The sequence below is a fragment of the Tunturibacter gelidoferens genome, assembly GCF_040358255.1.
GTDB lineage: Bacteria > Acidobacteriota > Terriglobia > Terriglobales > Acidobacteriaceae > Edaphobacter > Edaphobacter gelidiferens.
The window spans coordinates 2,646,121-2,668,210 of sequence record NZ_CP132938.1; the positions used below are offsets into that span (position 1 = coordinate 2,646,121).

General features: G+C 58.8%; 23 protein-coding genes. 9 read left to right on the forward strand and 14 right to left on the reverse strand.

The window, feature by feature from the left end:
- The first annotated feature begins 17 nt into the window (after positions 1-17).
- Both RBB81_RS11790 and RBB81_RS11795 read left to right on the forward strand, forming a co-directional pair.
- Positions 18-929 carry a type I phosphomannose isomerase catalytic subunit gene (locus RBB81_RS11790; protein ID WP_353073831.1) on the forward strand — a complete coding sequence of 304 codons (912 nt, stop codon included), beginning with the start codon at positions 18-20 and terminating at the stop codon, positions 927-929.
- Between the two features lie 13 nt (positions 930-942).
- Positions 943-1,503 carry a DUF1697 domain-containing protein gene (locus RBB81_RS11795; RefSeq protein ID WP_353073832.1) on the forward strand — a complete coding sequence of 187 codons (561 nt, stop codon included), beginning with the start codon at positions 943-945 and terminating at the stop codon, positions 1,501-1,503.
- Between the two features lie 33 nt (positions 1,504-1,536).
- Here the strand turns inward: RBB81_RS11795 and RBB81_RS11800 are convergent, their stop codons facing one another.
- The 4 genes from RBB81_RS11800 to RBB81_RS11815 all read right to left on the reverse strand — a co-directional run bounded on the left by RBB81_RS11800 (position 1,537) and on the right by RBB81_RS11815 (position 5,286).
- Positions 1,537-2,400, reverse strand: coding sequence for an IclR family transcriptional regulator domain-containing protein (locus RBB81_RS11800; protein ID WP_353073833.1), 864 nt, complete (start codon positions 2,398-2,400; stop codon positions 1,537-1,539).
- A 193-nt stretch (positions 2,401-2,593) separates the two neighbouring features.
- A complete protein-coding gene (locus tag RBB81_RS11805; RefSeq protein WP_353073834.1) occupies positions 2,594-3,283 on the reverse strand; it encodes a peroxiredoxin-like family protein in 690 nt (229 codons plus the stop codon).
- 2 nt (positions 3,284-3,285) lie between these two features.
- Positions 3,286-4,230 (reverse strand): dienelactone hydrolase family protein, encoded by a 945-nt coding sequence (locus tag RBB81_RS11810; protein ID WP_183789031.1) that lies wholly within the window; start codon positions 4,228-4,230, stop codon positions 3,286-3,288.
- A 54-nt stretch (positions 4,231-4,284) separates the two neighbouring features.
- Positions 4,285-5,286 (reverse strand): NAD-dependent epimerase/dehydratase family protein, encoded by a 1,002-nt coding sequence (locus RBB81_RS11815; protein WP_353073835.1) that lies wholly within the window; start codon positions 5,284-5,286, stop codon positions 4,285-4,287.
- 145 nt (positions 5,287-5,431) lie between these two features.
- Here RBB81_RS11815 and RBB81_RS11820 point away from each other — a divergent pair, with 145 nt between their 5' ends.
- Together RBB81_RS11820 and RBB81_RS11825 are read left to right on the forward strand one after the other, a co-directional pair.
- A complete protein-coding gene (locus RBB81_RS11820; RefSeq protein WP_246373506.1) occupies positions 5,432-6,049 on the forward strand; it encodes a GNAT family N-acetyltransferase in 618 nt (205 codons plus the stop codon).
- 17 nt (positions 6,050-6,066) lie between these two features.
- Positions 6,067-7,575, forward strand: coding sequence for a helicase HerA-like C-terminal domain-containing protein (locus tag RBB81_RS11825; RefSeq protein ID WP_353073836.1), 1,509 nt, complete (start codon positions 6,067-6,069; stop codon positions 7,573-7,575).
- A 6-nt stretch (positions 7,576-7,581) separates the two neighbouring features.
- On the opposite strand, the gene RBB81_RS11830 is transcribed toward RBB81_RS11825, so the two are convergent.
- The 3 genes from RBB81_RS11830 to RBB81_RS11840 all read right to left on the reverse strand — a co-directional run bounded on the left by RBB81_RS11830 (position 7,582) and on the right by RBB81_RS11840 (position 9,547).
- Entirely contained in the window at positions 7,582-7,968 is a 387-nt protein-coding gene (locus RBB81_RS11830) for a Fur family transcriptional regulator (RefSeq protein WP_179582108.1), read from the reverse strand.
- Positions 7,969-8,091: 123 nt separating this feature from the next.
- The gene (locus RBB81_RS11835; protein ID WP_179582110.1) at positions 8,092-8,235 is read right to left on the reverse strand and encodes a DUF3309 family protein; all 144 of its coding nucleotides are present in this window, start codon (positions 8,233-8,235) and stop codon (positions 8,092-8,094) included.
- Positions 8,236-9,175: 940 nt separating this feature from the next.
- Complete coding sequence (locus RBB81_RS11840) at positions 9,176-9,547, reverse strand: hypothetical protein (RefSeq protein WP_353073837.1); 372 nt, start codon at positions 9,545-9,547, stop codon at positions 9,176-9,178.
- Between the two features lie 189 nt (positions 9,548-9,736).
- Between RBB81_RS11840 and RBB81_RS11845 the strand changes: the two genes are divergently transcribed.
- Complete coding sequence (locus tag RBB81_RS11845; RefSeq protein ID WP_353073838.1) at positions 9,737-10,447, forward strand: hypothetical protein; 711 nt, start codon at positions 9,737-9,739, stop codon at positions 10,445-10,447.
- A gap of 23 nt (positions 10,448-10,470) precedes the next feature.
- Here the strand turns inward: RBB81_RS11845 and RBB81_RS11850 are convergent, their stop codons facing one another.
- The 4 genes from RBB81_RS11850 to RBB81_RS11865 form a co-directional block, all read right to left on the reverse strand.
- The gene (locus RBB81_RS11850; RefSeq protein ID WP_353073839.1) at positions 10,471-10,935 is read right to left on the reverse strand and encodes an REP-associated tyrosine transposase; all 465 of its coding nucleotides are present in this window, start codon (positions 10,933-10,935) and stop codon (positions 10,471-10,473) included.
- A 91-nt stretch (positions 10,936-11,026) separates the two neighbouring features.
- Positions 11,027-11,863, reverse strand: coding sequence for a hypothetical protein (locus RBB81_RS11855; protein WP_353073840.1), 837 nt, complete (start codon positions 11,861-11,863; stop codon positions 11,027-11,029).
- Between the two features lie 60 nt (positions 11,864-11,923).
- Entirely contained in the window at positions 11,924-13,318 is a 1,395-nt protein-coding gene (gene ffh, locus RBB81_RS11860; RefSeq protein WP_353073841.1) for a signal recognition particle protein, read from the reverse strand.
- 138 nt (positions 13,319-13,456) lie between these two features.
- Positions 13,457-14,743, reverse strand: coding sequence for a POTRA domain-containing protein (locus RBB81_RS11865; protein WP_353073842.1), 1,287 nt, complete (start codon positions 14,741-14,743; stop codon positions 13,457-13,459).
- Between the two features lie 363 nt (positions 14,744-15,106).
- Between RBB81_RS11865 and RBB81_RS11870 the strand changes: the two genes are divergently transcribed.
- Both RBB81_RS11870 and RBB81_RS11875 read left to right on the forward strand, forming a co-directional pair.
- On the forward strand, positions 15,107-16,063 hold the full coding sequence (locus RBB81_RS11870; protein WP_353073843.1) for a site-specific tyrosine recombinase: 957 nt from the start codon (positions 15,107-15,109) through the stop codon (positions 16,061-16,063).
- Positions 16,064-16,201: 138 nt separating this feature from the next.
- Positions 16,202-17,251, forward strand: coding sequence for a tyrosine-type recombinase/integrase (locus RBB81_RS11875; protein WP_353073844.1), 1,050 nt, complete (start codon positions 16,202-16,204; stop codon positions 17,249-17,251).
- Positions 17,252-17,625: 374 nt separating this feature from the next.
- Here the strand turns inward: RBB81_RS11875 and RBB81_RS11880 are convergent, their stop codons facing one another.
- Complete coding sequence (locus tag RBB81_RS11880; RefSeq protein WP_183789010.1) at positions 17,626-18,303, reverse strand: class I SAM-dependent methyltransferase; 678 nt, start codon at positions 18,301-18,303, stop codon at positions 17,626-17,628.
- Positions 18,304-18,529: 226 nt separating this feature from the next.
- On the opposite strand from RBB81_RS11880, the gene RBB81_RS11885 reads away from it, so the two are divergent.
- Positions 18,530-19,162 carry a hypothetical protein gene (locus tag RBB81_RS11885; protein ID WP_353073845.1) on the forward strand — a complete coding sequence of 211 codons (633 nt, stop codon included), beginning with the start codon at positions 18,530-18,532 and terminating at the stop codon, positions 19,160-19,162.
- Between the two features lie 32 nt (positions 19,163-19,194).
- On the opposite strand, the gene RBB81_RS11890 is transcribed toward RBB81_RS11885, so the two are convergent.
- Positions 19,195-19,884, reverse strand: coding sequence for a hypothetical protein (locus RBB81_RS11890; RefSeq protein ID WP_353073846.1), 690 nt, complete (start codon positions 19,882-19,884; stop codon positions 19,195-19,197).
- A 213-nt stretch (positions 19,885-20,097) separates the two neighbouring features.
- On the reverse strand, positions 20,098-20,424 hold the full coding sequence (locus tag RBB81_RS11895; RefSeq protein WP_179582127.1) for a rhodanese-like domain-containing protein: 327 nt from the start codon (positions 20,422-20,424) through the stop codon (positions 20,098-20,100).
- A gap of 184 nt (positions 20,425-20,608) precedes the next feature.
- On the opposite strand from RBB81_RS11895, the gene RBB81_RS11900 reads away from it, so the two are divergent.
- Entirely contained in the window at positions 20,609-22,090 is a 1,482-nt protein-coding gene (locus RBB81_RS11900; RefSeq protein WP_353073847.1) for a sigma-54-dependent transcriptional regulator, read from the forward strand.

Here is a 22,090-nt window from a genome sequence, read left to right on the forward strand (position 1 = left end):
GTTGATAGGCTTGAAGTATGACGATTGGGACCAAAGTTGCACCGTTTAGCCTGAAGCCGTGGTTTAGCGAAAGAGTATGGGGAAAGAGCGATCTGAAGCCTTGGTATGAAGAGACTGGAACGACCGAGTTGGTGGGGGAGGCCTGGCTGACCGGGCCGCAGTGTCTGGTGGAGAGTGGACCGTATACGGGGCAGACGCTGGCTTCCGTTGCGGAGAAGATGGGTGGCGAGTTTCCGCTGCTTGTCAAGATTCTGTTTCCGGCGGATAAGCTTTCGGTGCAGGTGCATCCGGATGATGCGCAGGCGACGGCTATGGGCGAGACGCGGGGAAAGACCGAATGCTGGTATGTGCTGGAGGCGGAGCCGGGTGCGACGGTCGCACTCGGGTTGAAGCCGGGTGTGGGTGCGAAGGAGGTTGCGGCTTCTGTGGAGAGCGGGACGATGGAACTGCTGCTGGAGCATGTTCCGGTGTCAGTGGGGGACATGCTGTTTGTGGATGCTGGGACTGTACATGCGATCGGACCTGGGGTGGTGCTGCTGGAGACGCAACAGACGAGCGATGTGACCTATCGGCTGTATGACTATGGGCGGCCAAGGGAGCTGCATCTGGAGAAGGGCCTGCAGGTGATTAGGCCTAAGACACAAGCGGGAAAGGTTGCGTCTCGGAAGATGGACGGGTTTACGCGGCTGATTGAGCAAAAGTATTTTGTTGTGGACCGATTTGATGTTGCTTCGGCTGATGAAGTGACTGTCGCTTTCGATGGAGCAGGATGCCTGGTGGGATTGGCGGGACGCGGGGTTGTGATTACCGGCGAAGGCCAGCTGGAGATAGCTCCGGGGAAGGCTGTGGTGGTGCCGGTCGGCAATGCGAGTGTGATTGTTGAGACCGGTTCCGGGGTCTCGTTTACGAGATGTGTGGCTCCGGTTTAGGGAGGGGCTTTCGATGAAGGATCGAGTGTCGAAGAGAGCTCCGCGACACGTTGCGCTGCTGCGAGGGATCAACGTCGGTGGCAAGAACATGCTGCCAATGAAAATACTCGCGGAGATGTTTGCCGCTACTGGTTGTGCGGATGTTACGACGTATATCCAGAGTGGTAATGTCGTCTTCTGCGCAGAGGATAAGATTGCCGAGAGGCTGGGCGGAGTGATCACGAAGCAGGTGGAGAAGCAGTTTGGGTTGAAGGTGCCTGTTGTTATGCGATCTGCTGCTGAACTGAATGCTGTGATTCGCGGGAATCCGTTCTTGAATGCCGGGGCTGCGGAGGAGATGCTGTATGTTTTATTTTTGGCAGATCGACCAAGTGCGGATCTAGTTGCGGGGCTGGATCCTGCTCGGTCAGCGCCGGACGAGTTCGTGGTGGTGGGGAGAGACATTTACGCAAAGCTAGTGACTGGGGCGGCGAAGACAAAGCTGACTAATGCCTACTTCGACTCGAAGCTGAAGACTGTGAGCACAATGCGGAACTGGCGAACGGTTGTGAAGCTCGCGGAGATGACGACTTGAGATGCGATCTCGTTCGCTTGAATTTTGCTGATGCTAGTTGAGGAAGGCGCTTAGCTCGTTGGCGGCACTGCGAAGGTGATTGAGGAATCGGCTTTGCATCTCGAGAACGGAGAGACGAGGGGCGTTGCCGCTGAGATTTAGTGTGGCGACGACGCGGCCTGAGGCGGCATAGACGGGCACGGCGAGGGAGCGGAGGCCGACCTCGTACTCTTGATCGACGAGGGCGTAGCCGTTGCGACGTACGTTGCGCAGAGCGAGGCGGAGCTTTTCGACTGAAATGATGGTGCGGGTGGTGTGAGGGGTGAGCACGGCTTTAGCGAAATACTGCTCGAGCTGCTCGGTGGGGAGATAGGCAAGAAGGACACGGCCCATGCTGGTGCAGTAAGCGGGGAGCCGGCTGCCGATGTGGAGATCGACGGCCATGACGCGGCTGACTTGAGTGCGGGCGATATAGACGATGTCTTCGCCGTCGAGCGTGGCGACGGAAAAGGACTCGCGGAGAGCGGCGGACATGCGTTCGAGGATGGGCTGAGCGGCGGTGGAGAGGGTGTTCGAGGTGGTGTAGGTCTGGGAGAGGGTGAGCATGCGCGGGCGAAGGGAGTAGCGCGAACCGTCTTCCGCGCCGGCAAACCCTAGCTTGGTGAGTGTGTAGAGGCAGCGGCGGACTGCGGCGCGGGAGAGGCCGGTCCTTACGCTGAGCTGCGAGATGGTCATCTGCGGGGATTGCTGGGTGAATGCCTGGATGACAATAAGACCGCGAGCGAGCGAGGTCATGAAGTTGGGGTCGCCGGTAAAGATGTCGAGAGAGGAGGCCGGGGTGGGTTTGGGAGCTGCGGGGGGAGAGGGTGGGAGGGATTCGGTGGGCAATGCGATGGATTGGCGGGGGGTGAGGCTCATGCGGGTCCCTTTCCGTGACGTTGTCGAACAAGAGTGTTCGATAGACGGACTATCACTACGATAAACGCACGCTTAGGATATCGCAAGATCTCGCCGGGATCGGGTTTCAATATTGCTGGAAGATTGGAAGTCTCTAGAGGAATCAGCGACGCGTCCGTCCGTGGAAAGCTGGCGATCGAGGGTGTGAACTGTTTTATCTCTGGTCGAGAGTTGCAAGGACATCGGCAGGTTCAGGGCGGACACGGAAGTCGGCGTGGCCTTCGGAGAAGATGATGGTGTTGGTCCGGTCGATCACGAAGACGGCGGGGAGCGGGAGGCGCCAGCTGGCTTCGGTGGCGTTGTGATAGCTGAGGCCGGCGTTATTGAAGGGGATATTGATGAGGATGGACTGGTAGTAGCTGCGAAGGGCTTGCGGGATGGTGTGGGCTATCCCAAATTTGTCTGCGATCGTAGCGCCGGGGTCGGAGAGGAGGGGGTATTGCAGGCCATGCTGCTCGAGGGTGAAGTTATTTTGGCGAGTAGTTTGCGGGGAGATGGCGACGAAGATGGCGCCGTGTCTGCGGAGGTCGGTGTGCAGCTCGCGCCAGGCTTCGAGTTCTGTGACGCAGTAGGGATCCCAGCGCCCACGAAAGAATTTGATGACGAGGGGTCCGAGGGCCAGCAGATCGGCAGAGCTGACGGGCTTGTGGGTGAGGGCGTCTTCGAGTGTGAAGGCCGGAGCTTGCGCCCCGGCTTTGAGGGTACGGTCTTCAATGCCGGTGTTGAAGAGGTCTTCGGTCGCTTTTTCGGAGATGGCGAGACGCTCGGGCTGGACTAGAGCACGAGTGTTTTGCGTGATGCGGTCCAGTTGATCCTGAAGCGAGATGTTGAGAGCAGCGGCCACGATTACATTATTGCAGCTGTCTCTGTGGGTTGGTTTGTTGGACTGGCTTTCGCAACTTTCGTGTTGGTGTGGCAGGAGATGGCGGGCTGTGCTTTTTGCGCTACGGTCTTATTGTGATTTGCGTTGCTGGCAACCGGGGCCGCCTTCATCTCCTTAATCAGAGTTACGAGACGGGTGAAGGCTTGTTCGCGTGCGGTTTTGTTTCCGGGGACTGTGTTGCCTGGGTCTTCGCCGGCGCGCATGAAGCCGTGGCCTGCGCCGGCGTAGGTGATGGGCTCGTACTTCTTGCCGGCGGCCTTCATAGCATCGGTGGTAGCGGGGATGGTTGCGCCGATGCGGGCATCATTGCCGGCGTAGAAGCCGTAGACGGGAGCGGTGATCGTGGTGACGTCCGAGGGGCCGGGGCCGTAGAAGACGAAGGCGGCGGAGAGATCTTTGCGGTGAGCGGCGAAGGCGAAGGAGTTACCACCTCCCCAGCAGAAGCCCGTCACAGCGATCTTGCCGTTGGCCGCCGGTAGCTTCTTGCCGTAGTCCGCTGCGGCGTCGAGGTCGGCGGTGACGACGGCGGGATCGAGGCCGGAGATGGCTTTGACGGTGGCGTCCTGATTGGGGAAGGCGTCGGAGCCGCCGCCATTTGGGCCGAAGCCGGTAAGCAGATCGGGAGCGATGACGATGAAGCCCTGGGCGGCTAGCTCGTCGGCCATCTCTTTAGCCCAGTCGCTGAGGCCGAAAATCTCGTGGATGAGAATGACGACGGGGGCCTTTGTCTTTACCTCTGGGTAGACGACAAAGGCCTGAACGGTGCGGTCGCCATGCTTGAGAGGAACATATTCGTGGTGGCGGGGCGAGGCTTCGAGGCGGGTCTTGGCCCAGTCCTGCGCTTGGATCGTAGATGTGAGGGGGAGGAGCAGAGCAAGGGCTAGGAGGTGCAGAGCAGGTCGGCGCATGGGAGGAGTTTAGTCCTGCGGTAAGGACTCGACAAGGCGCACGGAAAGTTTTCGTCAGGCTTTGATGGATCCGTCGTCCACAGGATATGGTCCCTGAGAAAATACTTCGTTGTGATAGCCCTTGGCTCCAACCGCTCTTGCGAGAGGACTTCGAAAATCAACCCCCGCGTTGAGACTATTTATGACAGAGGTGAAGTCATATTGCGGCAACCATCTCAGTTCGTCGCGGGGACGTTCGTTCACATAAACCCGTTCGATACCGGGAAACATCTTCCAGCCCCGATGACTGTATTTGACCTCGTAGTCCGGAACCCGCTTCCGCACGACTCCGGGTGCATCGTGTCGTAGCTGTTCTAGATCGTCGCGGTGGAATGGGGTTGTTGCGCTGACAATATATCTTCGGAAACCAAGATCTGGCGCGCGTTCTGCAGCCAGCAAATGTGCGCTCACGACGTCTTCGATATCAACACGCCGGTAGAGGTACTCGTTCGCCTTTGAATTCAGATCCGAAAAAGCTTCGCGCACTTCCTGGTTGTCGTCCTCCTCAGGAAAGAATCGAGACGTCCTGAGCACGATGCATGGGAGATTTTGATTGCGATGGAATAACTGACAGAGATCCTCGGCGGCTGCCTTGGTCGCGCCGTAGATATTCTTGGGAACCGGCGTTACATCTTCGGTGATCCATGCCGCAGGATGTCCCGAAGGGGGCACAAGAGCGTCGCCAAACACACTGGTTGTGCTTGTGTGGACAAAAGACTTCACGCCTGCGGAGACAGCGGCTTCCAGCAGATTGAGCGTGCCGGTGATGTTGGTGTCGACAAACTCCTGTCGGCTATGTGTGGCAATGTGTGGCTTGTGCAGCGTGGCAGCGTGGAAGACCACCTGGACCTCTTTCATGCAGTGCGTTACGAGAGACCGCTCCGATATCGAGCCGATGTGAGTCGTAAAGGGAGATTTCAAAATATCCAGTCCCACAACTTCATGATCCAAGCTGTGCAGAGTTCGAACTAAAGCCTCACCCAGGTGACCTGCACTGCCCGTGACTAGAAATTTCATAAAGTGTCGTTCCGTGCATCCCAGGATTGGTCGGAGATGCGGCTGTTTCCGTCATGGTAAATGAATTAATTAAGGCTACTAATCGCGAAACAAATCATTGAGGTGCAACCCGGAAGATCGTCACGCCGGATTCCGCTGCAGTGACATGGCTCGCCATCTGGGCTTTTATACTTTGCTGACCATGCGATTTCAATTGAGAGTGGCTACGGCGAAGGATGTGGGAGCGATTCGCGAACTGATCGAGGCTTCGGTGCGTGGGCTTCAGGCGAAGGATTATTCGACGGCGCAGAGGGAGGGTGCGTTGGCGACAGTATTCACGGTGGACAGTCAACTGATTGCGGATGGGACTTACTTTCTCGCGATTGCTGAAGGTGGTGAGATTGCAGGGTGTGGTGGATGGAGCTTTCGGAAGACCCTGTATGGAGGAGATCATCAGGTCGAGAAGATTGCTCTGGAGAGGCTGAATCCGGTGGTGGATGCGGCGAAGATTCGGGCGATCTTTGTGCATCCTGATTTTGCGCGAAAGGGCTTGGGAAGTCTGATTCTAGCGGCTGCCGAGGATGCTGCGATCGCGGAAGGGTTTACGCACTTCGAGATGGGCAGTACGTTGACGGGCGTGGGGCTTTATGCGCTGAAGGGGTATCTGGAGTTGGATCGTCGGCAGGTTCCGGTGGGCGGTGGGGAGACCATTGAAGTGGTGAGGATGGTGAAGCGGCGCGGCTTTGATGTTGGCACGACGCCGTGTAGTCTTCAGGCAGATTGAGAGTTGGGAGTGAACCGATGATTGAGATTCCAATGATTGCGAAGGGTGCAGACGAGCTCTATTTGCTGCCGGGAATGACGAATCGACATGGTCTGGTCGCCGGGGCCACGGGGACTGGCAAAACTGTCACGCTGCAGGTCATGGCGGAGGCGTTGAGTTCGATTGGGGTGCCGGTGTTTGCCGCGGATGTGAAGGGAGACCTGTCGGGAATCTCGCAGGCGGGGAAGAGTTCGCCGAAGTTTGATGCGCGGGTTGTTGCAATGGGATTGGGGGAGTGGAGCTTTGCGGGGTGTCCCGTGGTGTTCTGGGATGTCTTCGGCAAGCAGGGACATCCTGTGAGAGCTACCGTCAGTGAAATGGGGCCGCTGCTGTTGAGCAGGATTCTGAATCTGAACGATACGCAGACGGGTGTGCTGACATTGGTTTTCAAGATCGCCGATGACAGTGGATTGCTGCTGTTAGATATGAAAGATATGCAGGCGATGCTGCAGCATGTGGGTGAGGGCGCGAAAGAGTATCAGACGCAGTATGGAAATATTTCGGCGGCGAGTATCGGGGCGATTCAGCGTGGGTTGGTGGCGTTGGAGCAGCAGGGAGGCGACCTTTTCTTCGGCGAGCCGGCGCTGAATATCGATGACCTGCTGCAGGTAGATTCCAGCGGCAAAGGTGTAGTGAATATTTTGGCTGCGGATCAGCTGCTGCAATCGCCGCAGTTGTACGCGACGTTTCTGCTTTGGCTGATGAGTGAATTGTTTGAGAAATTGCCCGAGGTTGGAGATCAGGAGAAGCCGAAGCTGGTTTTTTTCTTCGATGAAGCTCATCTGTTGTTCAACGATCTGCCCTCAGTTTTGCAGAATCGCATTGAGCAAGTGGTGCGGCTGATCCGGTCCAAGGGAGTTGGGGTATTCTTTGTGACGCAGAACCCGATCGACGTGCCGGATACGGTGTTGAGCCAGTTGGGCAACCGTGTTCAGCATGCGCTGCGGGCGTTTTCTCCAAGAGATCAGAAGGCAGTGAAGGCGGCGGCGCAGACGTTTCGCGCGAATCCGAAGGTGAATGTGGAGGCTGTGATTACAGAGATGGGTGTGGGGGAGGCGTTGGTCTCGTTCCTGGATGAGAAGGGGATTCCGGGAATGGTGGAGCGGGCGATGGTATGTCCGCCGCATAGCCAGATTGGGCCGATTACGCCGGAGCAGAGGGCGGAGATTATCAAAAATTCGGTGGTGGCGGGGGTGTACGAGACAGTGGTGGATCGGGAGTCGGCGTATGAGCGACTGAAGGGGAAGGCCGTGGTTTCGGGGGGTGGGGCTGCCGGTTCGGCAGGGTCTCTCACAGGTTCGGGATCGGGTTGGATAGAGGCGGCTGGGACGGCGTTGGGTGGGGTGCTGGGACAGGGGAGTTCACGGAGAGGGGATACCGTGTTGCAGGCGGCGGTGAAGAGTGCAGCGCGGACGATGGGGAGCACGGTGGGACGGCAGCTGATCCGCGGGGTGCTGGGATCGTTGCTGGGAGGATCGAAGAGGTAAGCTTGGCTACTTGGCGCAGGAGGAGCAGGTGCCGTAGACGAAGAACTCGTGGCTGGAGTACTTGAAGCCGCGGGGTAGCTTCGGTCTGGACTGCATCTCGCAACCTTCTAGCTCATGGACGGTGCCGCAGGTGTTGCATTGGAAGTGGTGGTGGTGGGCCTTGCCGGCTACTTCGTAGCGGGTGGAGTGGCCGGGGACGTCCACTGGGGTAAGCCACTTGTCGTCGACCAGGCTGCCGATGTTGCGATAGACGGTGGCGATGCTGAGCGCGTCGACCTCTTTCTGGGCGAGGGCGAGAGCCTCGTCGGGGGAGAGAGGGCGGTCGGCCTCAACGAAGGCTGCGCGGATGGCGTCTTTCTGGCGGGTGTTACGGGTCTGGACCGATATTGGCATGAGCGCGCTTGGCACGCTTATCTTAGCGTGTTGCGAAGATAGTCTCAACTAGAAGGGGAAGGCGCGGAGGGCTGGGTCGGCCCATTCGTTGCTTGAGGGCTGCGCGGAATGGGCCGGTCTCAGTTAGATAACTTTTAGCAGAAGCAGGATGAGAACGATGAGCAGGATGAGGCTGATGCCGCCGCCTCCGTAGTAGCCGAGGCCAGGTCCCAAACGATAGCCGCCAAAGCCGAACACCAGAATCAGAATGATCAAAAGGATAAGCATCTTTAGTTTTTCTCCGTTCGGCGAAGTTTCGCCAGTTGGAGGTGTGATGCAGATTTTGTTGCGGACGCAATAACAATTTCTCCCGTGCTCCACTGATTGTCTTCAGGCCGGGCTCGAACTCGTTGGTACCCCCTCCCCCTCCCCCCAAGGGGATCTTGCGGCTAACTTATCTATTTTCAGTAACTTGAAGGGAGGGTATATCTATAAAATATTCAAAACAGGAGACTTGCGTGCAAAATACTTGTTTTGAATGAGTTGCAAGATTTCTATCGAGCTACACATCCCTCGCTGCTTAGGTCCATCCATTCCACCTCATGACCGCTGTTAACAGGATATCTGTTTCAAGCGGGTAGATACGCCACGCGAAAAACCGCATCTGGAGCGGGTTTTCGCGTGTATGGGGCTTGACATGCGATTTATGGGTTGTTTTTCAGGTATGTTGCAGGCTTGTTCTGGTGTCTGCCGAGGAATGCCGGGTCTTCTGCTGGCGATCAGGTCTCGACATACGGGACAGCGGACGAGGTGGTCGGCGGCGTGACGGTATGCGGCCTGGAGTGCTTCTGCTGTGTCCATCTCCAGGGCGATCTCGTAGCTGGATCTTGTTGTGCCGGGGAGTTCGCACTGGCGGCGGAGGGATTCCACCAGGTTTCCTATGAGCAGGGCGGCGTCGGGACAGGAGTGGATCGACATATCGTGCCTCCTTCTTCGAAAGAGACTTGCGATAGAGGTACGACGCGGCGAGGTGCCTGGATGGGGGTCTGCGAGAGTTTTCTTCTCTAAATGGGGATACGTCGGTGGATAGCTGTGGAGCGACCGGCCGGTTCAAAGGAGATTGCCGCAGTCTTTGCGTAGAGGAGCTACGATCTTCGCTCCGGGCTAATCAATCGTTGTTGAGAGGGGTGCTGTGCTCCCTTGCGGTTGAATTGGGGAGGGTTTGCGATTATTTTTCCTTTTCGAGTTCGACGACCATGACTTCCATTGGTTTGTCTCCGGCGTTGATGTCGGAGTGGAGGGTGTTGGGTGCCATGGCGGGGAGCCAGTAGGCTTTGCCTGTCTCCCATACGTGGGTCTCGGTTGCGCCGGAGGGCTCGACGATGTTCATGGTGCCGCCGGTGAGCGCGATGATGACGCGGGGATGATCGTGGTGGTGCATGGCGAGTGGCTGGTGCGGCATGACGATCGTCTTCCAGACTTTGACGTCTTCATTGTCAAACTGAGGGAATCTTTGGGTCTTCTGTTCGACCTGCGAGATGAGAACAGAGGTGCTGAGGGCGGCCGCTAAGAGGGCGGCCACGCGGGTGGCGTGCTTCATGGGTGTCTCCTTGTGGCGAGGAGTTTAGCACGCGGTTAGACGTCTGGCATCTTCGTTCGCGGGTGGCGCAAGTGCCCAGATGTCAGGATCGAGATATGGGCATCGGGCATAACATTGTTGCGTCTGAACGGTCTCACAGTTATGAATGACGGCCCGGGCAGGTGAATCGACCTTCAGGAGGCTGGTGCAATGACAAATCGAATGGCAGGAGCGATAGTGTCTGGCGTGGTGTGTGGTGTGGTTCTACTCGGTGCGGCTGGTGTCGGCTGGGGGCAGGGAGCGAAGGCGCTGTATCCGGCGATGGCTCCCATAGAGCAGTACCGCGTGGCGAGCGTGGCGGAGGAGGTTGCGCTGGCGCGCAGTGCGGCAAATGCGGCGGTGAGCGGCGATGCGGAGGTGATGGTGCTCGGCAGCCACGGGTATGAGACGGCGGCGAAGGGCAAGAACGGCTTCGTCTGCCTGGTCGAGCGGTCGTGGGCTACTAACTTCGACGACTCTCAGTTCTGGAATCCGAAGCTGCGTGCGCCGCACTGCTTCAATGCGTCTGCTGCGCGGTCGGTGATGCCGGCGTACCTGAAGCGGACGGAGTTGGTGCTGTCCGGGCTGCCGAAGGATCAGGTGGAGGCGCGCATGAGGGAGGCGGTGGCGACGAAGGTCATTGGGGTGCCTGAGCAGGGAGCGATGTGCTACATGCTGTCCAAGCAGGGCTATCTGAACGATCATGACGGCCACTGGCGTCCGCATCTGATGTTCTTCCTTCCCTCCGTGGATGCGGCGAGCTGGGGTGCAAACCTCGATGGGTCGCAGGTCTTCGCTGCGCAGGGAAACCCTGAGCCTGTGACGATCTTTATGGTTCCGGTGACGACCTGGTCGGATGGAACGGTGGAGGAGATAAAGTGATGCTTTGAGCTTGTTGTTGTGGGTTAGTATTTCGTGATCAGGATTGGGGATGGTTCGTTCAGGAGATAGTGGCGATAGCTGGACCATGGCCAGTCTTCGGCGTGTGGGACGAGGCCTCGTGTGACTGGATTGCGGTGCATGTATTTTAGTTTTTCGACGCGCTTGTTGTGGGTGAAGACATTGAAGTCGTAGTAGCGAGGCTGCCAGAAGGGACGCTCGGTTAGGCGTCTGGAAGTGGACAGTTTTAGGGACTGGACGGCTTTTGACAGGGGATCGTCAAGAGGTTCGCTTACAAGGAGGTGGATGTGCTCGGGCATGACTACGTATCCGAGGATTTCGAATTTGTAACTGTCTCGGGTCCGTTCCAGGGAGTCTAGTAAGATGTCTCTTGAGGTTGAGGTGTTGAGGTAGGGTTTGCGGTTGTGGCAACTGAAGGTGATGAAGTGGTGATCGCCTTCCTGTTGGTAGCGCTTGAGGCCGAGCGGCATGGGTTGATTTTAGGGTATCGGGTTCGCGCTTCCGCGCGAATGCCCACATCTCAGAATCGAGATATGGGGCACCCGCCGGAAGATCTACGTCCTAGTCATATTGCTTTATCGCTAGATCTGCCAATTTGTGAGGATAAGGAGTTTCATACCTCTCCTCCCACAAGGCCACTTCCGACGAACGAAACTCTTTACGAATTTGCTTGATCTCGATCTTTGCTTCATTAAGAAGATTAGGAAGTTCATCAATCGTAGTTATTCTGACGCACGTCATATCTTCATTTCTATCTGGATTCGTAAAAAGTATTTCACCAGAACTGACTTGAGTAAGTTCTGGGTCGCCCATTTCTCCAAGCTTGCAGAGGAGAAGTGGCGAATCGATTACAACTACAGGAAAAATGAAGCGAAAATTGGGAAGTTTACTACTTCGCTCAGCCCGCAGTAGATGAGAGGCAGCTTTAATGCTTGATACGACGGCGGCATAGGCGACGTCTTTATCATTGAACGCTTGGCGAATGGAAAAAGCTGTATCGACACTCTTTCTTAGCCAACGAAACTTTTCGAACGGCGATTCCGGCGCTAAGTCACTTTCGGATAAATCGTCCCAACCGATAGAAGCCATAACACTCCTGGTCGCCTGATTCATTAGGCAATATGTCCAGTACACGTTTTGGCCAAGATTGTTACCGGAGCTGAACAAAATCCACGGCTTTTTAGATGATTTGCACTCTATGGTGAATGCGATCTGCGTTAATCCGACATGGTCTGGCGACATCGCGATGAGGTCGATTTCTCGCCGTTTCCCTGCCTCATCGTCAGTGTAAAGCTGAGCTTGCTGAACCTCAAATCCTGCCTTCCTAAATATTTTGGCGGCTCGCATTTCAAGCGGATATCCCTGTTCGGTCAGCCATTTTTTCACTTCGTCTAGCAAAACGTCCGCCTTCTGTTTGCGAAAGGTCAGTTGCTCCTCAATCGCGAAAGTTTTATCAACTTATCTGCCGAATTTCTGGCGGCCTTGCATTTGGCTCATCATGCGTTGCTGGGCTTTGATGCCGCCGCCTGAGCCCATGGACTTGAACATCTTTCGCATTTGGGCGTACTGGCGGAGGAGGTTGTTGACGTCTTGTACGGTGGTTCCGCTGCCGCGGGCGATACGCTTGCGGCGGTTGCCGTTGATGATCTCGTGGTCGAGGCGCTCTTTTTGCGTCATCGAGTTGATGATGGATTCGACGCGGGTGAACTGGCCCTCGTCTACGTTTTCGACGGCCTGCTGCATGCCGGCGAAGGGGCCGACGGAGGGGAGCATCTTGAGGATGGACTTCATGGAGCCCATCTTTTTGATCTGACGGAGCTGGTCGCGGAAGTCGTCGAGAGTGAAGCCGTCGCCGGAGAGGGCTTTCTTGGCGAACTGCTCGGCTTTGCCGCGGTCGAGGGTGGATTCGGCGCGCTCGAGGAGGGTGGCGATGTCGCCGTGACCCATGATGCGGGAGACGATGCGGTCGGGGTGGAAGGGCTCGAAGGCGTCGGGCTTCTCTCCGGTGCCCAAAAACTTTATCGGCGCTCCTGTCACGTGGCGGATGGAGAGGGCAGCGCCGCCTCGTGCGTCGCCGTCCATCTTGGTGAGGATGGCGCCGGTGATGGTGAGGAGATCGTTGAAGGCCTTGGCGGAGTTGACGGCGTCCTGGCCGGTCATGGCGTCGGCGACGAAGAGGATCTCGGAGGGGTTGAGGAGCTTTTTGAGCTCGGCCATCTCCTGCATCAATGCGGCGTCGATCTGGTTGCGGCCGGCGGTGTCGACGATGAGCATGTCGCAGCCGAAGTTGGCGGCGTCGCGCTTGGCCTCTTTGGCGAGGCGGAGGACGGCTTCGGTGCCGGGCTTCGCGATATCGGAGTCGCTGAGCTTGCCCTCGTAGAGCTGGGCAGAGATGGAGCGGGCTACGATGGCCAGCTGCTCGCGGGCGGCGGGACGGTAGACGTCGACCGAGACGAGCATGGGGCGGTGGCCGGCTTTTTTGAGCCACTGGGCCAGCTTTCCGCTCGTCGTAGTCTTTCCTGAACCTTGTAGCCCGGCCATGAGGATGACCGACGGCGGCTGGGAGGACTTCTGGAAGCGGGCGGTGTCGCGGCCGAGGACGTTGACGAGCTCGTCGTGGACGATCTTGACGATCTGCTCGGAGGGCGAGAGGGCGGTGGCGACCTTTTCGCCGATGGCGCGGGTGCGGATGTGCTCGACGAGCTCGTTGACGACGGTGAGGTTGACGTCGGACTCGAGGAGGGCGAGGCGGATCTCGCGGATGGCGTCGGAGATGTTCTCGTCGGAGATGGTGCCCTGGCCGCGGAGGGTCTTGAAGGAACGCTGGAGTTTGTCGCTTAGGTTTTCAAACATGACTGCTACAAGTTTACAGGGAATGGCGGCGGATGGTGGCGGGCGGGGGAAATGCCCACTGCGCGTGGGGCGGTCACTTCGTGACTTGTATACCCCTTCGGTTGGCGCTCCCGTTGGTCGCGATGGGGGGAGCTACGGCTAATTTAATACGCCGCCTTTGGCGAAGGTGATGGTGAGATCGACGAGGTGGGTGTCGGGGTCGGAGGTGGCTTTGTAGGTGGCGGAATAGCCGGCGAGGGACTGGAGGGCGCTGTTCTTGTGGAGGAATTCGGTGAGGTAGGTGGCGTCGTAGAAGTCGCCGGGGTTCATGTGCCAGGCGGAGTCGAACTGTTTCTGCTGCTCGTCGGAGAGGCCGAGGGCTTTGACGCTGTGGATGTGGTACTGCGGGCCAGGGTCGACGGTGATGGTGTAGGAGACGTGGTGGCTGAGGTGGTCGAAGGTGGCGGGGGCCTTGACTTTGGCGTCCTGAAAGCCTTTGGCGAAGTAGGCGCCGGCGATGATGGAGAGGCTTTGGCGAAGGGCTGCTTCGGAGGCCATGTCGCCGGGCTTCATTTTGGTTTGTTTGTTGAAGTCGGCGGTGCTGATGATGTCGGAGCCTGGCCAGGTGAGCTGAAAGAGCTGGTAGGGTTGGCCTTCGTTGAGCGTGGCGGTGAGGTCGAGATCGATACCACTCGGGGTAACTTGAGGCGGGGCCTCAGTGAGTTTGAGCACGGCCATGTCGAGGTAGCCCTGGTTGTGGTAGGCCGAGGTGAGTGCGGTGGTGATGGAGGTATGGGTGGTGTTGGTGTCGAAGGGTTGATTGGTCTGGTCTTTGATTACGGTGTCGAGCTTCGGCTGCATGGCGGGAGAGGCGTGCACCAGGGTGAGGGTATGGACGCGAACCTGGGGGGAGTCGATGGCGAAGCCGATGGAGGATGGGGTGGCACCGGGTTGTGAGCTGACGGCGATTGCCACGATGTTGGCGGTGACGCCCTTTTCGGCGACCATGGCTTTGAGGGCGGAAGAGATGGTGTCCTGGAGGTTGCCGGCGGTGGGGACGAGGCCGGTGTAGAGAGGGACTCGGGCCTTGAGCGCGGCGGTGAGTTCGGCGGGAGACCACCAGACGAAGTTGGTAAAGGAGGCGGGGAGGAGGTTTTCGGGCGGCATCGGCTTGAGATCGTAGACCAGGCCGGTTGCGTTGGACTCGAAGCGGATGTCGGAGAAGAGACCGGTGTCGCTGAGGTCCTGGGCGGCGGCTTGAACGTCTGCCTGGGTGGCGGTTGCTCCGGGGTGCAGGCCGCTGACTTTGAGGAGGTCTGCCTGCGAGAAGGTGGGAGCGCCGGTGAAGGTGACGGGCGGCAGTGTGAAGGACTGTGCGGAGAGGTGGAGGGTGGGGACGGAAAGGCAGAGAGCGAGGAGAGTGAGCCTGAGAGTGGTCGAGCGCATTTGAATGGAAGATACCCCATGCCGCGATGGGAGGAAAGATGATTTATGGGCAGAGACTTTTGAGAGAAGTCTGTCTTGCCGGACGGGCACACTGCGCGTGGAGCGGGCGTTCGCACGCCTTTTTACCGCTTCGCTCAGGTCCTCCCGTTGGTCGGAGGAGAAGTTGACTCCGACCAACGGGAGGACCGAAGCAGCTAGCCTCGCCCAAACAAGGTATACGCGTCACGAAGTGACCGCTCCGCGCGCAGTGGGCCCGTCCGGCAGGACGCCTTCTGGCAAGTGGCGGACTTGGTGAGTGGCCAGGTTGGTTCGGGGTGCGAGTCGGCAGGCACAGAGGATTCGGGAGCGGGATAATCGACTTCTATGCACGAGATTGGTCAGGCTGACGGGAACGCCCGGACGGTGAGGGAGTTTGTAGCGTATCTGCGGGTCGAAAAGGGTCTAAGACCGGCCAGCTGCGAGGCGTATCAGCGGGATCTGGAGCAGTTTGCTGAGCATGTCGAGGGGCGGAATGGGTTGCTGGTGGGGGCGATTCAGGCGGATGTGAGCGGGTTTATGGAGGGGCTGCGGGGGCATGGGGTGGAGTCGCGGTCGATTGCGCGGAAGCTTAGCTGTCTGCGGGGGTTTTATCGCTGGCTGCTGATGGATAAGCGGATTGCCCATGATCCTACGGTGAACGTGGAGACTCCTGCGAGTTGGAAGGTGCTGCCGAAGTCTTTGGCCGAGGGCGAGGTGGCCGAGATGCTGGAGCGGACGGGGGTTGCCGCTCGAAGTGCCGATGCAGATGGGCTGGCGCTGCGGGATCATGCGATTTTGGAACTGCTGTATGCGGGTGGGCTGCGGGTGGGGGAGATCTGCGCGTTGCGGGTGGAGGATGTGCATCTGGACCAGGCGCGGGCGCAGGTTCGGGGGAAGGGCGATAAGGAGAGGATTGTGCCGCTGGGGCGGTCGGCGGTGGAGGCTTTGGAGAGGTATGTGGCGATGGGAAGGCCGAGCCTCGTGAAGGGCGGCCTGGAGCGGGGAAGTCATACGGTGCAGCGGGCGCTGTTTCTGAGTGTGCGGGGGCATGCGCTGACGCGGCAGTGGGTTTGGGAGATGGTGCGGTCGGTTTCGGGGACGGGAAGTAAGGCTAGTCCGCATATGCTGCGGCATAGCTGTGCGACGCACATGGTGGAACATGGGGCGGATCTTAGAAGTGTGCAGACTTTGCTGGGGCATGCCGATATTGCGACGACGCAGGTTTATACGCATGTGGCACTGGGGCATTTGAAGAAGGTGCACCGGGAGCATCATCCGCGGGGGAAGAGGCGGGTGGTTTGAAGGTTGGGTTGAAAGGTTCGGATTGTGGGGGCGGGTGAGGGGCTTCGGGATCCTTCGCTGCGCTCAGGATGACGGCAAAGATAAAGGCAAAGACAAAAGCTAAGGCAAAGACAAAGCCGAAGGCACAGGCAGAGGCAAATGCGGGATAAGGCTGACGAGATCGAAGGATTGGCCGAAGGGTTTCTGGCGATGCTCGCGAATGAGCGCGGGGCGTCGGAGCATACCGTACGGGCTTATGCGCGCGAGGTGCGGAGCTTTGCGGCTTATCTCAACGAGACGTTGGGAAAGGGTGCGAAGGTGGGTGCGGTGGAGCATCTGCATATTCGCGCTTACCTGGGGATGTTGTACGAGCGGGGATTGACGAAGGCGAGTGCGGCGCGGGCGCTGGCGGCGGTGAGGAGCTGGTTCAAGTGGCTGGCGAAGGAGGGGAAGGTGGCGCAGAATCCAGCGCTGCTGGTGAGTACGCCGAAGCTACCGAAGCATCTGCCGCGGGTGCCTAGTATGGAAGAGGTGAATCGGGTTTTGAATTCGCTGGATGGTTCGACTGAGAAGAGGGCTGGCGGGATGGGCGGTGTCATCTCCGACCCTTCGCAAAGGGTGGGAAAGACGGGGCGCCTGGATGGTAGTGGCGACTCTGATGAGGGAGATGCTTCGGCGTGGCCGGAGCGGGATCGGGTGATCTTCGAGTTGCTGTATGGGTGCGGGATTCGTAACTCGGAGCTGGTGGGTTTGAATATGGGCAGCGTGAAGTGGCGCGATGATGCTGTGCTGGTGCGTGGCAAGGGACGAAAGGAGCGGCTGGTGCCTCTGGGAGATGAGGCGGCGGTGGCGCTTCGAGCGTATCTGCCGCTGCGGGAGGCGAAGCTGGTGGTGGCAGGCAAGGGTGCGCTGGTGCATGATGGGCCGTTGGTGATGAATCTGCGAATGCGTGGGGATTGCCGGCTGACGACGCGGAGTGTGGGGCGGATTGTGAAGGCGATTGCTCTGAGCCGGGGGCTGGCAGCGGATGTTCATCCGCATACGCTGAGACATGCGTTTGGGACGCACATGCTGGAGGAGGGTGCGGATCTGCGGGCGATCCAGGAGATGCTGGGGCATGAGCGACTGTCGACGACGCAGAGGTATACACAGCTGACGGTGGGTCAGGTGCAGAAGGTGTATGACGAGACGCATCCTCGGGCGAAGTGAGATTTTTCTGCGGATATTTTTTGGGTTGCCGGGAGATTTTTTCAGCTTGTGGCTGCTGGGGTTTTTGCGGAAAGTGGTGTTTTGAACGTGGTTTTTTGATGGTGGGATTGTGGTGGATTGTGGTGAGTTGGTGGTTGGTTGATGGTGTTGTTTCTGGTGGCGAAAAAAGTGACAGGATTTTGAGATTTATTTTCGTGTCATGAGATCCGCTCCGGCCGCGCTGATCGGGTTCGCGGAGGTTGCGGTGGGTTTGCTGATTGCGATGGCGCGCTTATAGCGGATTTGCCTTTGGTGTGAGGAAGGCAACCGCAGATTCCCTCCGGGAAGGACAAACAGGAGGGCACGGCAGACTCCATGCCAACTGCTACTTTGCTCTAGCTGGTGGCGGCGAAGACATAGAAGTCCGCGAAGGAGGTTTCGCCGGGGTTGGCCGGGTCGTAGGGATAGGCGTTGGGTGTTCTGGACTGGAGAGACCACAGCGGTTGGTTTCGGGCTACCCAGTCGGTGAACTTGCGATGGTGGACGTGCTTGTAAGGCCAGTCCCGCTCCATGTTGCTGGAGTAGACGATGACGAAGCGGCTGGCGGAGGCGAAGAGTTTTTGCATGTAGGCGTCAAAGACGTGGTCCTCGACGACGTGGTAGATCACGTCGAGGGACAGCGCCAGATCGGCCATGGTGCCTGCGGGAAGGAGACTGGCTTCGAAGAAGCGTTTGGTGGGATCGCTGGCGAAGAGAGTGCGACATATCTCAACGGCTTTGGGGGAGATGTCGACGCCGGTGTAGCTGGGATAGCGGGCGAGTTTGAGTTGGGCACCGTCGCCGGAGCCGTGCTCGATGACGGAGGAGATGCGGTGCTGCTCGACGAATGTGTTGAGGAAGTTGGCTTTGAACTCGGCCAGCCGGTTGTAGCTGCCTGCGCCTGAATCGCCGCCCTTGCGATAGCGCTGATCCCAGTAGTCGACCGAGCTCCTGAACCGCGCTCTGCGGAGTTGAAGGAGACCCTGACCAAGAACCGGGACGTTCTTTAGGAAGGACTTGACGCTTCCTAGCATTCGGTTACCTCATTTACCTGGCGATAGGACGGCCACTTTTAGTTTGGACCCGAGGAGCAAAAAGAAGTTAGTTGAGCAAGTATGTTTCGCCGGATTTTCACAAAGCTTATCATGATGCCTAAGTGAGGACCCTGTGCGATTTGTCGCAGGTCTGCAGTTGAACCTCAAGTGCAACGGCGTAAGGCACGGGCGACTGCTTTTCGAGTATTCTGCGGGGAGATTCGAGGTGCGGCGTGTGGTAAGCCTGCATCCAATGGGGACGAGGTACGAGATGCTGGCACGATTGGCGAAGGGCACGGGGTTGGCGGCGGTGGGGTTGGCGTTGATCGTGGGGCAGGGATGTAAGAAGAAGCAGGCTCCGGTGGTGGTGCAGCCTGTGGTTCGCACGGTGCCCCGGGCTGCACAGCCGGATTTTCCTGATGATCCGCCGCCGGTGCCGGTGGTAGCGGATCAGAGAGCGCATCACTCAGTACGGCGAGTGGCGCCGCCTGTGGTTCAGGCTCCCAGGCCGGTGGTCGACCCGGAGGCGATGGCCGAGGCGCAGAGACAGAGGGATGCAAGTCTTTTGCAACGGCAGCAGGCGGCTTCGCAGAGGCAACAGCAGGAGCTGAATGGGGTGGTGCAGCGGAGCTTGAAGATTCAGCAGGACCAGCAGGCGGAGCCGAGGATTCAGGAGGCGCCGCAGGTTCCGATCACGCAACAGCCGGTGCCGGGGCAGGAGGGTCCGCGGATTTCGGATAATCCGAATGTGCCGCCGCCGCAGCAGCAGGCTGAGCCCGAACAGCCGGAGCAGCCGGGGACAAATCCTTCGCCGGAGCAGCCGAATCAAGAGCAACCGCAGGTGCCGCCGCAGAGTTAGCAGGGATTTTTGACCGGTCAGGGTCTTGTGGATCAGTGTCTTGAGATGAGCAGGATGTGGGCGGGCTCGGATGCGACCGGAGAGATCTGGAAGGATTGGCTGGGGGCTATGGGAAGGACGGTGCCTATCGCGATCTTCGTGGTTTGACCGTCGTGGGTGAGGGATGTGGGGGAGAAGGCGATCAGGACAGATGGGGCTGCCGTGGGTGGGACGTTGCAGGGCGCGGGGTTGACGCAGACGACGCGGAGAACTGTGACGTGCGGGGAGGAGAACTCGGTGGCGCTGATGTTATGGGTGAGGTCGGTGGGGGCGGGGCCACGGAAGTCGGGTGTGGTGTCGGGCAGGGTGAGGTTGGGGAGTTCGACGCGGAGAAAGAGGGAGGGGAGGTCGCTGAGGTTTTCGATGGAGTGGCGCTCGATCATGCCTCTGTTGAAGCGGAAGGCTCCGAGATGGGTGGGCGGACGGGTGACGGTGGAGGGTGGGGCTTCGTCGTGAATGATGTTTACGGGGCCTGAGTTGTTGAGGTAGACAAAGACGGTTGGGGTGGCGGGGTGGTCATGGGCGGGGACTTTTTCGTGCGGGCCGTACTGGACGCTGATGACTTTGAAGGCGTCGTTGGTGAGGACGGTGTGGTAGTTGGAGGGAAGGGGGCTCGGGTTCTGCTGGGCTGCGAGGGGCAGCGAGCTTGAGAGAAGGACGATCAACGGAAGGATCTTATGCAAGCAAGGCCTCCTGTGGGTGTGATGCGTTGAGGGTGGGAAACGGGCGATTGCAGCGGTGGGACGACAGCAGATCCCCTTCGGGGATGACAACGAAGAACGGCAACTGCAACGGCAAGGGCAACGGCAGATTCCTCCGCTGGCGCTGCGGAATGACAACCAAAAAAGCGGAACGACAGAGCGACAGCGAGAGAAGCGGCAAAGGGACGTTTTGGGTTAGTAGCGGGGGATGGCTGGGTCGATGGTGCGGGACCAGGAATCGATGCCGCCGGCCAGGGACTGGACGTGTTCGAAGCCTTGATTACGCAACCACATAGTAACGCTGAGGGAACGGGCTCCGTGATGGCAGAGGACGACGATGGGGGCGTCGGGGTCGAGTTCGGTGTGGGCGCGGGAGGGGATCTCGCCCATGGGGATGAGGGTGGAGTCGGGGAGGTGGGCCGTCTGGTACTCCCAGGGCTCGCGGACGTCTAACAGGAGGGGGGAGTTGGGCTGCTGGCGGAGGGCGGAGAAGGCTTCTACGGTAATTTCGGGCTCTAACATGGTTTCAAGGATATCCTTAGAGATGGCGTACGGCACAGGTCCCGAGACGGGGCCTGGGCGAGGATTGAGTTAATGGAGTCGGTTCCGCGAAGCGTGCCGGGCTGAGGATGTGATTGAGCAGGGTGCATCCTGTTTGATAAGCTCTCGAATTTAATTGCGGACGGTGGCTGCTTTGGAGACTGTCTTGGGTTCGACTACTGGTTTTGGTTTGGAGAGTGTGTTGGAGAAGGTACTGATTGTTGAAGATGAGGTTCATGCACGGAGTGGCCTGACGGAGCTGATTGAGAGCTGGGGCTATAGGGCTGAGTGCGCGGCGGATGGCATGGAGGGTCTGGAGAAGGCGGTGTCGTGGGCTCCCGCGATCATTGTGACCGACCTGAAGATGCCACGGATGGATGGGATGGAGCTGTTGAGCAGGATTGGCGAGCTGCCGCAGAGGATTGCGGTGGTGATGCTGACGGCGCAGGGGTCGATTGAGTCGGCCGTCGATGCGATGCGGATGGGGGCGTACGACTATATTCCGAAGCCGGTGGACCCGCATCGGCTGAAGACGATTCTCCATAATGCGAGTCGGCAGCGGGAGGCGGATGCTGAACTGGAGGCGACGGGTCGGCAGCTAAGGGACACGGGCGTGCTGGGGCCGATGGTTGGGTCGTCGCCGCAGATGGTGGATATCTTTTCGATGATCGAGAGGATCGCTCCGTCGAATGTGTCGGTGCTGGTGACGGGTGAGAGTGGGACGGGAAAAGAGCTGGTAGCGCGGGCTCTTCATGACCTGAGTGCGCGAAGGCTGAAGCCATTTGTGGCGGTGAACTGCGCGGCGATTCCGGAGACGCTGATCGAGAGCGAGATCTTTGGGCATGAGAAGGGCGCGTTCACCGGGGCGCTGGAGCGTCGCGCTGGCTGCTTTGAGTTGGCGGAGGAGGGAACTCTGCTGCTCGATGAGATCGGCGAGATGCCGATGGCGACACAGGCGAAGCTGCTGCGGGTGCTGGAGGATCGGAAGCTGAGACGGCTGGGAAGCAAGATCGAGACGCCGGTGGATGTGCGAGTGGTGGCGGCGACGAATAAAGATCCGGAGAAGGCTGTGGCGAGTGGGGAGTTGCGTGGGGATCTTTACTATCGGCTGAATGTTTTTAATATCCAGATGCCTCCGCTGCGGGATCACCTGATGGATGTGTCGGCGATTGCGGAGAAGATGATCGACGATATGAACGAGCGGCATCACTGCACGGTTGCGGGATTGAAGGATTCGCTGATGACGCGGCTGGAGAGCTACAAGTGGCCGGGCAATGTTCGGGAGCTGCGGAATACGATTGAGCGGGCGGTGATTCTGGCCGGGTCGGGGATGCTGGGGATTGAACATCTGCCGCCGCACTTTGGCGAGCCGGGATTTGCTCCTCCACCTAACCGGGTTGGCGTAGTGGAGGCTGCTGCTGCGCAGATGGCGCACTTTGAGGACGGTCAGCGGCGTCTGGATGAGTCGAACTCGGTGCGGGTGGAGGTGGGAACGACGGTGGATGAGGCAGAGAGGCAGCTGATTCTGAAGACGCTGGTGGCGACCCATAACAACAAGACCAAGGCCGCTGAGATTCTGGGGATCAGTTCGAAGACTCTGCAGAATAAGCTGAAGGAGTACTCGAACGCTGCTGCTGTGACGGAGTAA